Origin of the sequence: Vineibacter terrae (assembly GCF_008039615.1) — a bacterium.
GTDB classification, from domain to species: Bacteria; Pseudomonadota; Alphaproteobacteria; order Reyranellales; family Reyranellaceae; genus Vineibacter; species Vineibacter terrae.
Genome location: NZ_VDUZ01000055.1, coordinates 44,520 through 57,451, shown reverse-complemented (window position 1 = coordinate 57,451; position 12,932 = coordinate 44,520). Strand labels below are relative to the sequence as shown.

14 protein-coding genes are annotated in these 12,932 nt (G+C 68.1%); 2 read left to right on the top strand and 12 right to left on the bottom strand.

Features of this window, described 5'->3' with window-relative positions; all coding sequences use genetic code 11:
- Positions 1-277: 277 nt before the first annotated feature.
- The 10 genes from FHP25_RS33675 to FHP25_RS33630 form a co-directional block, all read right to left on the bottom strand.
- On the bottom strand, positions 278-1,162 hold the full coding sequence (locus tag FHP25_RS33675) for a shikimate dehydrogenase (protein WP_218578798.1): 885 nt from the start codon (positions 1,160-1,162) through the stop codon (positions 278-280).
- On the bottom strand, positions 1,162-1,908 hold the full coding sequence (locus tag FHP25_RS33670; protein ID WP_147851379.1) for an ABC transporter ATP-binding protein: 747 nt from the start codon (positions 1,906-1,908) through the stop codon (positions 1,162-1,164). The genes FHP25_RS33675 and FHP25_RS33670 overlap by 1 nt, the downstream gene beginning before the upstream one ends.
- Positions 1,909-1,911: 3 nt before the next feature.
- Positions 1,912-2,655 carry an ABC transporter ATP-binding protein gene (locus FHP25_RS33665; protein ID WP_147851378.1) on the bottom strand — a complete coding sequence of 248 codons (744 nt, stop codon included), beginning with the start codon at positions 2,653-2,655 and terminating at the stop codon, positions 1,912-1,914.
- The gene (locus FHP25_RS33660) at positions 2,652-3,617 is read right to left on the bottom strand and encodes a branched-chain amino acid ABC transporter permease (protein WP_147851384.1); all 966 of its coding nucleotides are present in this window, start codon (positions 3,615-3,617) and stop codon (positions 2,652-2,654) included. Before FHP25_RS33660 ends, FHP25_RS33665 begins: the two co-directional genes overlap by 4 nt.
- A 44-nt stretch (positions 3,618-3,661) precedes the next feature.
- On the bottom strand, positions 3,662-4,540 hold the full coding sequence (locus FHP25_RS33655) for a branched-chain amino acid ABC transporter permease (protein ID WP_147851377.1): 879 nt from the start codon (positions 4,538-4,540) through the stop codon (positions 3,662-3,664).
- A gap of 127 nt (positions 4,541-4,667) precedes the next feature.
- Entirely contained in the window at positions 4,668-5,804 is a 1,137-nt protein-coding gene (locus tag FHP25_RS33650) for an ABC transporter substrate-binding protein (RefSeq protein ID WP_147851376.1), read from the bottom strand.
- Between the two features lie 164 nt (positions 5,805-5,968).
- Positions 5,969-6,916 (bottom strand): LysR family transcriptional regulator, encoded by a 948-nt coding sequence (locus tag FHP25_RS33645; protein ID WP_147851375.1) that lies wholly within the window; start codon positions 6,914-6,916, stop codon positions 5,969-5,971.
- A gap of 166 nt (positions 6,917-7,082) precedes the next feature.
- Positions 7,083-8,132, bottom strand: coding sequence for a threonine aldolase family protein (locus tag FHP25_RS33640; RefSeq protein WP_147851374.1), 1,050 nt, complete (start codon positions 8,130-8,132; stop codon positions 7,083-7,085).
- Positions 8,133-8,134: 2 nt separating this feature from the next.
- Positions 8,135-8,515 carry a VOC family protein gene (locus FHP25_RS33635; protein ID WP_147851373.1) on the bottom strand — a complete coding sequence of 127 codons (381 nt, stop codon included), beginning with the start codon at positions 8,513-8,515 and terminating at the stop codon, positions 8,135-8,137.
- A gap of 13 nt (positions 8,516-8,528) precedes the next feature.
- Positions 8,529-8,882, bottom strand: coding sequence for a hypothetical protein (locus FHP25_RS33630; RefSeq protein WP_147851372.1), 354 nt, complete (start codon positions 8,880-8,882; stop codon positions 8,529-8,531).
- A 29-nt stretch (positions 8,883-8,911) separates the two neighbouring features.
- On the opposite strand from FHP25_RS33630, the gene FHP25_RS33625 reads away from it, so the two are divergent.
- A complete protein-coding gene (locus tag FHP25_RS33625) occupies positions 8,912-9,985 on the top strand; it encodes an RluA family pseudouridine synthase (protein WP_231712575.1) in 1,074 nt (357 codons plus the stop codon).
- 178 nt (positions 9,986-10,163) lie between these two features.
- Positions 10,164-11,054, top strand: coding sequence for an RNA polymerase sigma factor RpoH (rpoH, locus tag FHP25_RS33620; protein WP_147851371.1), 891 nt, complete (start codon positions 10,164-10,166; stop codon positions 11,052-11,054).
- A gap of 51 nt (positions 11,055-11,105) precedes the next feature.
- Here the strand turns inward: rpoH and FHP25_RS41095 are convergent, their stop codons facing one another.
- Both FHP25_RS41095 and FHP25_RS33610 read right to left on the bottom strand, forming a co-directional pair.
- A complete protein-coding gene (locus FHP25_RS41095) occupies positions 11,106-11,690 on the bottom strand; it encodes a GDYXXLXY domain-containing protein (RefSeq protein WP_178133980.1) in 585 nt (194 codons plus the stop codon).
- Complete coding sequence (locus FHP25_RS33610) at positions 11,687-12,859, bottom strand: DUF2157 domain-containing protein (RefSeq protein ID WP_178133979.1); 1,173 nt, start codon at positions 12,857-12,859, stop codon at positions 11,687-11,689. The genes FHP25_RS41095 and FHP25_RS33610 overlap by 4 nt, the downstream gene beginning before the upstream one ends.
- Positions 12,860-12,932 lie beyond the last annotated feature (73 nt).

The window sequence follows — 12,932 nt, the reverse complement described above, 5'->3', positions numbered from 1 at the left end:
ACTCGCCTACGCTCCTTCATCGCATCGGTCTCCAGCCACGGCATGCTCACCTCCATGCCAAAACTGTTACCGATGTATCCGGTCTATTCCGTCACCGATCTAATCGGTCTGTACAAGGGGCCCATCGCGCCGCGATGGGAGGGTGAGGGGTACGCGCGAACAGTCCCTGTTCCTGCCGTATGGCTTGATCGTTCCTACCCCTCACCTTCCCATGCCTTCGGCATGGGCCCCTTCCTCTCCCCGCTCGCGGGGAGAGGAAGCTCCTGTTCAATGCCGTTCAGGGCCCGGGGTTGCGCACCGCCGTATCGCGGGCCGCGCAAGCCCGATCGAACACGCTCCGCATGCGCGAAATGTCGGGCGACAGTCCCGTGAACAGGCGAAACGCATCGGCCGCCTGGTGCACGCACATGCTGCCGCCGGTCATCGTGCGGCAGCCCCTGCCGCGGGCATGGGCAATGAGCTGTGTCTCGAGCGGCGTGTAGATGATATCGGCGACCCAGTGCCCGGACCGGACGAGGTCTTCGGCGATGGGAGAGCCCGGATAGCCGGTCATGCCGACCGGCGTCGCATTGACGATGCCGGCGACGGCCTTCGCGACCAGCCCTGGACTCTCCGCGAAGGCGCAGCGGCTGGCGCCAAACCGCATGATGAGATCGGCGCACAGCGCCGTCGCGCGGCCCTGCTCCTTGTCGTGGATGAGAAGGCGCTCGACGCCCAGGTCCATCAGCGCGAACGCGACCGCGCGCCCGGCGCCGCCGGCGCCCAGCAGCAGCACCTGCCGACCCTGGGCCGCGGCCGCGCCCAGGGTCTCCTCGAAGGCGCGGCGGAAGCCGGAGCGGTCCGTGTTGTGGCCAACGGTCCGGCCGTCGGCGTCGATGACCACCGTGTTGACGGCGCCGATCTGGCGCGCGCCTGCCGACACCTCGTCGAGCAGCGGCAGGATGGCTTCCTTGAAGGGGTGCGTGACATTGATGGCAGCGAAGCCGGCCGTACGCACGGCCGCCAGCAGGTCATCGAGCTGCCGCCCCTTCAGCCGGCTGACATCCATCAGGTGATAGTGGCCGACGATGCCGGCAGCGGCGAACGCGTCCTCGTGCAGCGCCGGGGACAGCGAGCGCGTGATGTTCGAGCCGACAAGGCCCACGAGCATGGCTTTGCGCATCACGCCACCTGCTGCGCCGGCGCCAGCCCGCCGCCTAGGAACAGCTGGGCGATGCGGGGGTCGCTCAGGACATTGCCGGCGGCATCCTCGATCCGGGCCTGGCCTTGCTCGAGGACGAGGCCGTAGTCCGACATCTCCAGCGCCTGCTTGGCATTCTGCTCGATCAGCAGGATCGTGACCCCCTTGTCGCGCAGATCCTTGAGGATCGCGAACACCTCCTGGACCATCAGCGGCGACAGGCCGATCGAAGGCTCGTCGATCAGCATCAGCTTGGGATCCAGCAGCAGCCCGCGCGCCACCTCCAGGAGCTTCTGCTGGCCGCCCGACAAGGTCGAGGCCTGGGCCGCCGCCTTCTCCCTGAGGATCGGGAAGCGCGCCATCATCGCTTCGATGCGCGCGCCCAGGCGCGACTGATCGGGCATCGCCACGCCCCCGAGCTCCAGGTTGTGGCGCACCGAGAGCTCCGGGAAGATGTTGCGGCCCTGCGGCACGTAGCACATGCCGCGATCCAGCATCTGGCGCGGCGTGCAGCGCGTGGTATCGGCGCCATCGAACGTGATGCGGCCGGTGCGCGCGCCCAGCAGGCCGAAGACGGTCTTGAACATCGTCGACTTGCCGGCGCCGTTGGGGCCGATCACCGTGGTGATCGCGGCACGCCGGATCGCGGCCGTCGTGCCGTTGAGGATCGTCATCTTGCCGTAGCCGGAGACGACGTTGTCGAGCGTCAGGATGGTGTCGGCGCCCATGCTTCAGTGCCCCAGATAGGCTTCGATGACCTTCGGGTCGCGCCGCACCGCGGCGGGCTCGCCTTCGGCGATGATCCGGCCTTCCGCCAGCACGATGATGCGCGAGCACAGCGCCATCACGAACTCCATGTTGTGCTCGATCACCACGAAGGTGGCGCGCGTCTCGCGGTTGATCGCCTGCAGCCTTTCCTTGAGGCTGGCCAGCATCGTGAGGTTGACGCCGCCGGCAGGCTCGTCGAGCAGGACCAGCCGCGGCCCCGCCATGAAGGCCATCGCGGCGTCGAGCAGCTTCTGCTGGCCGTAGGACAGGCCACCGGCATTCTCATGCGCCAGGTGGCCCAGGCGGAAGAAGTCGATCATGCGGTCGGCGGCAGCGCCCAGCCCGGCGTCGCGGGCGCCGAACAGCCGGCCCAGGCGCGAGCCCTTGTGCTCCTGCCCGGCCAGGATCAGGTTTTCGCGCACCGTCAGCTGCGGGAAGACCTGCAGGAGCTGGAATGTGCGGCTGATGCCCAGGCGGTTCAATTCCGAGGGCCGCTTGCCGCTGACATTGCGGCCGTCGATCCGCACCTCGCCGCGCGTCGGCGCGAGCTGGCCCAGGATGCAGTTGAACAGGGTCGACTTGCCGGACCCGTTCGGACCGATGATGCCCAGGATCTCGCCCTCGTGGACGTCGAAAGAGACGCCTTGGACGGCATGCACGCCGCCGAACGACTTGGCGATGTCGCGCACCTCGAGAACCGCGGTCATGGCTTGGCCTCACCCAGCAATGGGGCCGTCGCGGCGGCCGTCGGCCGTCGCCGTGCCGGAAGCAGGCGTTCGGCCAGTCCCATGATGCCGGTCGGACAGAAGGCCATCATCGTCATGACCAGCACGGCGTAGATCAGCAGGTAGAAGCCCTCGGCGAAGCGCAGCCATTCCGGCAGCAGCACCGCCACGGCTGCCCCGACGAACGGACCGGCGAACCGGCCGGCGCCGCCGACCACGACCATCAGCATGAAGAGCAGCGACGGTCCCAGGGCGAACGGATTGGGATCGATGAACTCGACCAGCGGCGCATAGAGGCTGCCCGCGAGGCCGCCATAGGCGGAGCCGATGGCGAACGCCAGCAGCGTGTAGAGGCGCACGTCGACGCCCAGGCTCTCGGCGCGGATCGGATTTTCACGCAGCGCCGTGAAGGCCCTGCCCCAGGGCGAGCGGATGATCCACCACAGCGCGAACGTCAGCACCGCCGTTATCGCGAGCACGAACCAATAGAAATCGACATGCCGGCGCAGGGTGTGGCCGAACAGCGTCGGGCGGCTGATGTCACCGATCCCCATCACGCCGCCGGTCAGCCACTGCTCGTTGCGGAAGACGAGCCAGGCCAGCACGGAGAAGGCCAAGGTCACGAACGCCAGGTAGTGCTTGCGCACCCGCAGCGCCGGGAAGCCCAGCATGATCCCGACCGCGAACGCGGCCACGCCCGATGCCAGGAAGGCGAGGCCGAACGGCCATCCCGCCTTGACCATCAGGGCGGTGACATAGGCGCCGATGCCGACGAAGGCGGCCTGCGCCAGGGTCTCCAGGCCGGCATATCCCACGATCAGGTTCACCCCCATGGCCGCGATCGCGGTCACGAGCCACAGCGTCATGATGTAGGTGCCGTAACGCTTCAGCCCGGGATACGGGATGCCGATGCCGGTCAGGTCGATCGGCGCCAGGACCAGCATCAGCGCGCCCAGGGCCACCAGCAGCCACGCGAGCCTCGGGGAGATCATACGGCACGCTCCTCGCGACGCCCCAGCAGCCCCTGCGGACGGAAAAGGATGATCGCGACCAGCAGGATCAGCGGCACGGCCTGGCGATACGACGTCGAGACATAGGCCGCCGCGAGATTGTCGACGACGCCGATCAGCAGGCCGCCCACGATCGCGCCGCGGACCTGATTGAAGCCGCCGACGATGGCGGCGACGAACGCCGCCAGCCCCAGGCTCTCGCCGTTCGAGAACTTCGCCAGATAGATCGGCGAGATCAGGATCGAGGCCATCGCGGCCAGGACGGCGTTGATGAGGAACGTGTAGAGGATCATCCGCTCGACCGGCACGCCCAGGATGCGCGCGACGGTCGGATTCTGCGCCGTGGCCTGCATCTGCCGGCCGATGCGTGTGGCGCCCAGGAACCACTGCAGCGCCACGATGGTGCCGAAGGCCACGACCAGGACGCCGACCTGCGCCAGCGACACCGCCACGCCGGCAACCGACAGGGTGACGTCGGGAAAGAGCGTCGGGAACGGCTGCGCCTCGGCGCTATAGACGTCCTTGACACCCTCCTTGAGCAGGACGCTGAGCGCGATGGTCGAGATCACGAGCGGCAGGACACCCTGCTTGATCAGCGGCTGGACCACCACGACCTTGAACATGAGCCCCAGCACCAGCATGGAGCAGACGATGGCGATGACCACGGCGACAGCGAAAGGCAGGCCGAGCCAGGTCATCGCCACGAGGGCGAAGAAGGCCGGCAGCATCACGAACTCGCCCTGCGCGAAGTTGATGGTCTGCGAGGTCTGCCACAGCAGCGTGAAGCCGATGGCGGCAAGGGCGTAGATCGCCCCCGTGGCGAGGCCGGAAATCAGGAGCTGCAGGAAATCTGCCATGGCGGATCATCCTCAGACGCACGTCGGAGAGCGGCCTTGACGATGAGCTCAAGGTCCTTGGGGACCGCTTCATGGTCAGGTGAATGCCTCGCATCCACCCGAGCTCACCATGAAGCCGCAAGCGGCCCTACTTCTTGAGCTTCGGCAGGATCTGCGTGATCACCTGCTTGCCGTCCTTGACCTCGCCCAGGAAGCTGATCCGATCGATCTCGCCCGTGTCGTCCCATGTCGCCTCGATCAGGATGCCTGGGGTCTTGTCGGGCGTGATGGTGAGGCCGTGCAGCGCGGCGGCGATCGCCTTGGGCTGCAGCTTGCCCGCCTTCTCGGCGGCTGCCTTCAGCATGTACACGGCGATGTAGCCCTTCACGCCGTTGTGGTCGGGCTTGTAGTTGTAGCGGGCCTGGAACTTGCGGCCGAACTCCTGGATCGCCGGTATCGGCGCGTCGACCGTAAGCCCGACATGCCCCTTCACGCCGTCAGCCGCGTCGCCCGCCAGGTCGATCACCTTCTGGCCCAGCAGCGTGGTCTCGCCGATCAGGGGCCTGTTGAGGCCCTGCTTCTTGGCCTCGCGCAGGAAGCGGGCGCTCTCCTCCTCGTTCAGGTAGACAAAGATCGCATCGGCATTGGCGCCCTTCAGCTTGATCACGTCGGCCGCGAAATCGGCCTGGCCGGCCTCGGTCGACAGATCGGCGGCAACGGCGATGTTGCGCTCCTTGAGCTCCTTGATGATCGCGTCACGGCCGCCCTTGCCGAAATCGTTGTTGACGTAGACGACGGCCACCGATTTGGCCTTCACCTCGTCGCGCAGGTAGTTGGCGATCTTCGGCATCGAGACGTTCTGGCCGAATGACGTGCGGAACAGGTACTTCGAGCCCTGCGCCGTCAGATTGGCCGCCTCGCCGCCCATGATCTGGGCCGTCTCGGCATCGGCGGTCAGCTTCAAGGTGGCGCTGACGCTGCCAGAGTAGATCGGGCCGAAGATCGCGATCGGCTCCTCGTCAAGCGCGCGCTGGACCGCGGCGCGCGCCTTGCCCGGGTCGCTCGCCGTGTCGACGAACTCGAGCCGGATCTTCTTCCCGAGGATGCCGCCGGCGGCGTTGATCTCCTCGGCGGCGAGCTGGGAACCGTTCTTCCAGTTGTTGCCGACCGTGGCGCCGCCCCCGGACAGCTCGATGATGTTGGGGATCTTGATGGTGTCCTGAGCCATGACCGGCATGGCCAGCCCCAGTGCAAACGCCAGCCCCAGCAATGTCGCGCGCTTCATTCGCTCTCTCCTCCCAAAACTTCATTCCGGCGCCGTCGAGCCGGCCCGCGCTCTTTTGTTTTCGCATGCCTGCCGGCTATGCGCCGGTCGTTCGTGCATCTGCACGGTGTCGCAGGCGCTATGTAATGGCAATGATCAAGTTTAGCGCCAGACGTAACTCTGGGTTAATTTCTGCTTCTGACCCGCGGCCTCGTGCTGCCCCCTGGCCGACGGTCGGGGCCGGCCGCAAGCTGCTCCATCTCGGTGCGCAGCACGCTGATGAAGTGCTCGCAGTAGCTCGACAACGTCGCATCCTTGCGCAGCGCCACGTAGGTCTGGAAAGTGGTGTCCTCCTCGATGGTGAGCGTGTGCATGCGCGGCCAGTTGTCGCCGGCCACCGTGAACTCGTCGACGATGGCGATCCCCAGGCCGTTGGTCACCAGCGCGCAGACCGTCGACCCGAAGCGGGCACGGATGCTCACCGTGTAGTCCAGCGCGTGGCGCGCGAAGATCGCCGTCATCACACGGCCATAGGGGTCGTTGGGGTCGATGCCGATCAACGGGTGCCTGGCGATCTCGCGCGCCGAAATCGTGCTGCGCGTGGCCAGCGGATGCTGCTCCGGAACGATGCAGCGCAGGCGTCCCTTGGCAAGCGGCTCGAAGGCCAGCATCGGGTGCTCGTAGTGGTAGCTCATGGCGACCACCTCGCCCTTGCCGAGAAGGAGGTAGTCGATGGCTTCCTCGATCTTGAGCACGTCGACATCGATCAGCAGGTTGGGAAACCGGCGGCGCACCCCGGCGATGGCGCGCGGCACCATGACATTGGCGATGCTGGGGACTGAGCCGATCTTCAGCGCCGAGTCGGCGCCCTGCGCCAGGCGCTTGATGACGTATTGCAGGTCCTCGACCTTGTCGTAGACGCCGTTGATCTGGGCGAAAATGTCCTTGGCCTCGGGCGTCGGCGTGTAGCGGCCGTTGCGGCGGCTGAACAGGCGCATCCCGAGCACGCTCTCCGCGTGCTTCATCACCCGGCTGATGCCGGGCGATGACACGTTGAGCAGGCGCGCGGCGCTGCCCACGGTGCCCGTGACCATGATCGCGCGGATGACCTCGATCTGCCGAAGCGTAAGCATGTGCGGCCGCACGGAACGATCGTTCGGAGGCCGAGGTTAGAACACGCACCATTGCGATACGATCAATTCCGTCATCCCGAGCGCAGCGAGGGATCTCCTGAAATCGACGCACCGGGCGTCATTCGCGGGAGATCCCTCGCTGCGCTCGGGATGACGGAAAGGCAGCCTACCCGGCCGCAGCCGCCACCGCGCGCGCCACCTGCTCGGGGCGCGTCTCGAACGACGTCACGAAGCGATAGGCCGTCTCGCCGGGCCGGTCGCTGGGCCAGGGATAGAACAGGGCGCCCGCAGCCCGCAGGCGTTCGGCGATCGCGTCCGGCAGCGCCACGAACAGCTCATTGGCCTGCCGCGGGTAGAGCAGCCGCACGCTGTTGAGCCGGGACAGCCCGTTCTCGAGGCCCTCCGCCATGGCATTGGCATGGCGCGCATTGGCCAGCCACAACCCGTTGTCGAGATAGGCGTCGAGCTGCGCCGACAGCAGCCGCATCTTCGAGAACAGGTGCCCTCCCCGCTTGCGCCGGAACTCGAACTCGCGCGCCTTGGCCGGATCGAAGAACACCACCGCCTCGGCGCCGAGCGCACCGTTCTTGGTGGCGCCGAAGCTCAGCACGTCGACGCCGGCACGCCAGGTGACCGCGGCCGGCGTGCACCCGAGATGGACCACGGCATTGGCCAGCCGGGCGCCATCCATGTGCACCGCCAGGCCGTGCTCCTTTGCCAGGGCCGCGAGCGTCCCGACCTCGTCGGGCGTGTAGCTGGTGCCGCATTCCGTCGCCTGGGTGATCGACACCGCGGCCGGCTGGGGATGGTGCACCACGCCCTTCACGTCCTGCGCCAGCACGGCGGCCAACGCCTGCGCATCGAGCTTGCCGGCAGGCCCATCCACCGGCACCAGCTTGGCGCCGCCGCTGAACAGCTCGGGCGCGCCGGCCTCGTCGACCTGGATATGCGCTGCCGGGTGGCAGTAGACCACGCCCCAGGGCGGCGTCAGGCAGGACAGCGCCAGCGCGTTGGCCGCGGTGCCGGTCGCGACCGGATAGGCGACCAGGGAAGCGTGCTCGAAGATCGCGCGCAGCCGCTGCACGACACGCTCGGTGAGCGGATCCTCGCCATATGACGCCATCGGCCCGGCGCGATAGGCGCGGCCCAGGGCCTCGATGATCGCCGGATGCGCGCCCGCCGTGTTGTCGCTGCGGAAATCGAGGACAGCATCCATGGTCATGACTCTTCAGGTTCGCGGCAGACCGCCTCGATCCGGTTCCCGTCGGGATCGCGCACGAAGGCGGCATAGTAGGTTGGCGCATAGTCCGGGCGCAGCCCGGGCGGCCCGTCTTCGCGGCCGCCCTGCGCCAGCGCCGCCGCGTGGAAGGCGCGCACCTCGGCCCGGCTGGGCGCGCGGAACGCCCAATGGCGCTTGTCGGCCACGACGGCGTCGCTGAGGTACACCGAGATGTAGCCGCCGGCCGCGCCGCGCTCGCCGTAGCCGATCCCCCGGTCGCTGCGATAGACGCGGGGATAGCCGAGGGCGGCCATGACCGCATCGTAGAAGCGCTGGGCGCGATCGAGATCGCCCGTGGTGATCGACACGTGGTCCAGCATCGGACGCTGGCGCCTACTTGGTGTCGGGGAAGCGCACGACACCCAGCAGGGTGCCCGTCGCCGTGTCGATGACATAGCCCAGCGAGGCGCCCTCGCGCGTGCGCACATGCGCGACCATGCGGTCGCCCGATGCGGTCAGGCTCTCGATCCGAGCCCCTTCGGGGATACGCACCTCGGCCTGCCCGAATGCCCGGGACGGCGGCGCCGGCGTCACCAAAGCCGGTTCCGGCGCGCCCGGTTTCGGCGTAAAGATGCGCCGCCCGATCTCGACCAGCAGGATGGCGAAGCCGACAACGATCAGCACCCCCATCACGCCGACGATCCACACCATCAGGCGCCCGCCGCGCGATTCAGGTTCCTGCTCCATTCCTACCGTAGTCCTTAGCGTCTGACCCAATGCCGCGCCGTCCGCCACAAACCGAAGCCGCCGACCTCGACGACGATGTCCTGCCAGCGATGCCTGCCGGGCCGGAGGCCGACACGCCGGCGCCCGGCCGCCACACCTTCGCCGTCGACGGCGCCGACAGCGGCGACCGCCTCGATCGGCGCATCGCCGCCTGGCTGCCCGCCCTGTCACGAAGCCGCGGCAAGGCCCTGATCGAAGCCGGCTGCGTGGAACGCACCACGCCTGACGCGGCGCGCGCGACCATGGCGGACGCCTCCCACAAGGTCAAGGCAGGCGAGGTCTATGCGATCACCATCCCGCCCAGCGTCGCCGCCGTGCCGCTGCCGCAGGCGATCCCGCTCGATATCCTGCACGAGGACGCCGACCTGCTGGTGCTCGACAAGCCAGCCGGGCTGGTGGTGCACCCGGCGCCGGGCAATCCCGACGGCACCCTGGTCAACGCCCTGCTGGCGCATTGCGGCGACAGCCTGTCCGGCATCGGCGGCGTGCGCCGGCCGGGCATCGTGCACCGCCTGGACAAGGACACGTCGGGCGTCATGGTGGCGGCGAAGAACGACCGCGCCCACCGCTCGCTGGCGGCCCAGTTCGCCCGGCACTCCGTCGAGCGGGCCTATGCCGCCGTTGCCCACGGCGCGCCCCTGCCGCGCGCCGGCCGGATCGAAGGCAATATCGGCCGCCACCCGCGCGACCGGCAGCGCATGGCCGTGGTGCCGGCGGGCGGCAAGCCGGCAGCAACGCAATACGCCGTGCTGGAAACCTTCGGCCCGCCGATCAAGCCGATCGCCAGCCTGATCCGCTGCGTGCTGCTCACCGGCCGGACACATCAGGTGCGCGTCCACCTCGCCCATCGCGGCCATCCGCTGGTGGGAGACCCGCTCTACGCCATCGGCCGGGCCGCCCGGTCGGCGACGCTGCCCGCGGCGGCCCGCGCCTTCCCCCGGCAGGCGCTGCACGCCCAGCACCTCGCCTTCGACCATCCCGCCGACGGCCGCAGGATGGCATTCGAGATAAAAATTCCTCATGATATCAATGAATTAATTCAGGCCCTCAGGCTTCCATCCTGATCATATTTCCGACATCATTGGTCAGGTATCCTTGCGTTACGCCGCAGCGCAGCATACTTTGGCAGTCGTGGTCGTCGAGTGCCAAAGAGCTGGGCTCGGAGCCACAGCGTAGTTCACGCGTTCCGCTCGGTACGGGGCGCCTCGCTCGAGGGCTCTGCCAACCAACGGAGGGGAGATCATGGCCACTGCCGCCGCTCTACCTGCTGTCGTCAGCCTGTCGCCGGACGGCAATCTGACCCGCTATCTGCAGGAGATCCGGAAATTTCCGATGCTCGCGGCCGACGAGGAGTACGTCCTCGCCAAGCGCTGGCGCGAGCACAACGACAGCGACGCCGCGCACAAGCTGGTCACGTCGCACCTGCGGCTCGTTGCCAAGATTGCCATGGGCTATCGCGGCTACGGATTGCCGATCGGTGAGCTGATCTCCGAAGGCAATGTGGGCATGATGCAGGCGGTCAAGCGCTTCGACCCGGACCGCGGCTTCCGGCTGGCGACCTATGCCATGTGGTGGATCCGCGCCTCGATCCAGGAATACATCCTGCACAGCTGGTCGCTGGTGAAGATGGGCACCACGGCGGCGCAGAAGAAGCTGTTCTTCAACCTGCGCAAGATCAAGGGCCAGATGCAGGCCATCGACGACGGCGACCTCAATCCCGACCAGGTGAAGAAGATCGCCACGCGGCTGGGCGTGCCGGAGGACGAGGTGGTGAACATGAACCGCCGCCTGACGGCGCCGGATCAGTCGCTGAACGCGCCCACCCGCACCGACGGCGAGTCGGAGTGGCAGGACTGGCTGGTGGATGACACCCCCAACCAGGAAGCCCGCTTCTCCGAGTCGCAGGAGCTGGAGCAGCGCCGGTCGCTGCTGACCGACGCCATGCGCACCTTGTCGGACCGCGAGCGGCACATCCTCACCCAGCGTCGGCTGATCGAGGAGCCCAAGACGCTCGAGGATCTGTCCGACGAGTTCAAGATCAGCCGCGAGCGCGTGCGCCAGATCGAGGTGCGTGCCTTCGAGAAGCTGCAGCGCGCCATGAAGAACGCCGTGGTGCAGGCAGCGCGGCCGTAAGTCCTCGGCATCCATCGCAATACAGCGCCGTCCCGGCCGACCGGGACGGCGTTATTGCTTGCCCTCCTGGGCGAAGTAGGCATCGACGGTCTTGCCGTCGATATGCCAGGCCTTGATGCGGGGGGAGCCCACCGCCGGCACGGCGACATCGATGGTGAGCCGCACCCTACCCTCGCGCAGCAACGTTTCCAGCCGCGCGGCATGCCGCTCCGGCACGTAGAGACGCCCGCTGCCAATACCGTCGGGTGTGAACTGAAGGCGGCCGGGCACGTCGCCCCGGGACTCGGCGCGCCTTGCCTCGGCCAGGGTCTCACCCCAGCCGTCGACGACAAGCACGCAGTCCGGGCCGGGCGGGCTGCCCGGCGCCAGCGGCCGCACATGCGCCGGCGCATGGGCGGGCGCCGATAGCACGCACAGCCGGGCCACCCGGCCGATGAACGGGACCTCGGCGTTCCAGTCGAACTGGTAGCGCAGGTAGTGGCCGCGCAGCATGTCGCGCGGATCGTAGCCGCGGATCGCGACGCGCATCACGGGCGCCTTGGCGATGGTGCGCTCGGCATCGCCGACCATGGCGCCCAGCACCGCCACCGGCAGGGCCAGGGCCGCGATCACCAGGCCCGTCATCATGCGCTTCATATCGCGGCCTCCACCGGCCTGCCGGCGCGGCGCGCGAGGTGCCAGCCCAGCGCCGCGAAGGCGAGGCAGAGCAGCCCGCCGCCGATCAGCCCGAGGCCGGTGTTGAAGAGGCCGCCGAATGCCTCCCAGTAGATGACGAAGACGCGCCCCGCGATCATCGCGAAGGCCATCACGAAGAGAGCGCGGCGCCCGGCCTGCAGGGCCAGCCAGCTCACCACCGCCCAGAAGGCGATGAAGACGAGCGCGGCGCACAGATACGGCAATCCGTCGGTCGAGCGGCGTGTCCAGAACGTCACGCCGTTGGCGCCGGCGAGCTTCCAGATCGCCATTGTCGCGAGCCATGCGCCAAGGCCGGTCAGCACGATCACCATGAGGGCCGTGGCACCGGGCGCGTCGCGCCGACGCTCACGCCACAGCAAGGCTGCCAAGAGCACAGTCGCAACCGCTGCCACGACAGTGCCCGCCTCCTCCTTCGGCCGAAAGACAATGAGTTGGGGGATACTGGCCGCCAGCAGCAGCGCCAGCACGCCGCAGGCGACGATCGCATGTGCCTGGCCACGCCATGACGGCAGCCAGCCGCGGACGATGCCGACAGCCAACAGCGCGAGCCCCGGCACCCACGCGATGAGGATCACCGCCTCGCCGTCGAGCCATCGGCCCAGCACACGGCTCAGCGGGTCGAGCGCCAGGAGGTAGGTCGCGGTGGCGGCCACCGCCCACACGATGCCCAGCACGCGCGAGCGCGTCACCAAGGCGAGGAACGGCGTGCACACCGCCATCCATACCAGCATCGCCTGCCATGTCTCGCCGTCGAGCTGGTAGACTTGGCTGATCAGGGCAATGCCGCCCAGCACCAGCCCGAACAGGATCAGCGCCAGGATCTCCCGCGTCTTTTCCCAACCGCGCTGCCAAGCGACGAAGACGGCCACCGCCACGGCCACGTCCAGCGACAGGCTGCTCGCGATCTTCAACCAGCCGGGAATGCGCTCCCAGTTGGCGGCCACGAGCGCCAGGACGCCCATGCCGACGGCAAAGGCCCCGAGGCCTGCGAGCGCCCACAGCCAGACGGGATGCGCCTGCGCGCGTTCCCACGACGCGATCCGCTGCGCCGCCGCGTCGTCGATCAGGCCCGCGCTCCGCCAGCGAGCAAGGTAGCGATTGGCAAACATGTCCATATTTTGAGCGAATACTCACTTCTCGTCAATATCGAACTGTGCTAGGACAATCACCTCGCCGCCGACG

Excerpts from the sequence above, each read along its gene's own strand:
- FHP25_RS33675 (WP_218578798.1), bottom strand. The coding sequence starts at position 1,162 with ATGCGCAAAGCCATGCTCGTGGGCCTTGTCGGCTCGAACATCACGCGC.
- FHP25_RS33670 (WP_147851379.1), bottom strand. The coding sequence starts at position 1,908 with ATGGGCGCCGACACCATCCTGACGCTCGACAACGTCGTCTCCGGCTAC.
- FHP25_RS33665 (WP_147851378.1), bottom strand. The coding sequence starts at position 2,655 with ATGACCGCGGTTCTCGAGGTGCGCGACATCGCCAAGTCGTTCGGCGGC.
- FHP25_RS33660 (WP_147851384.1), bottom strand. The coding sequence starts at position 3,617 with ATGCTGGTCCTGGCGCCGATCGACCTGACCGGCATCGGCATCCCGTAT.
- FHP25_RS33655 (WP_147851377.1), bottom strand. The coding sequence starts at position 4,540 with ATGGCAGATTTCCTGCAGCTCCTGATTTCCGGCCTCGCCACGGGGGCG.
- FHP25_RS33650 (WP_147851376.1), bottom strand. The coding sequence starts at position 5,804 with ATGAAGCGCGCGACATTGCTGGGGCTGGCGTTTGCACTGGGGCTGGCC.
- FHP25_RS33645 (WP_147851375.1), bottom strand. The coding sequence starts at position 6,916 with ATGCTTACGCTTCGGCAGATCGAGGTCATCCGCGCGATCATGGTCACG.
- FHP25_RS33640 (WP_147851374.1), bottom strand. The coding sequence starts at position 8,132 with ATGGATGCTGTCCTCGATTTCCGCAGCGACAACACGGCGGGCGCGCAT.
- FHP25_RS33635 (WP_147851373.1), bottom strand. The coding sequence starts at position 8,515 with ATGCTGGACCACGTGTCGATCACCACGGGCGATCTCGATCGCGCCCAG.
- FHP25_RS33630 (WP_147851372.1), bottom strand. The coding sequence starts at position 8,882 with ATGGAGCAGGAACCTGAATCGCGCGGCGGGCGCCTGATGGTGTGGATC.
- FHP25_RS33625 (WP_231712575.1), top strand. The coding sequence starts at position 8,912 with ATGCCGCGCCGTCCGCCACAAACCGAAGCCGCCGACCTCGACGACGAT.
- rpoH (WP_147851371.1), top strand. The coding sequence starts at position 10,164 with ATGGCCACTGCCGCCGCTCTACCTGCTGTCGTCAGCCTGTCGCCGGAC.
- FHP25_RS41095 (WP_178133980.1), bottom strand. The coding sequence starts at position 11,690 with ATGAAGCGCATGATGACGGGCCTGGTGATCGCGGCCCTGGCCCTGCCG.
- FHP25_RS33610 (WP_178133979.1), bottom strand. The coding sequence starts at position 12,859 with ATGTTTGCCAATCGCTACCTTGCTCGCTGGCGGAGCGCGGGCCTGATC.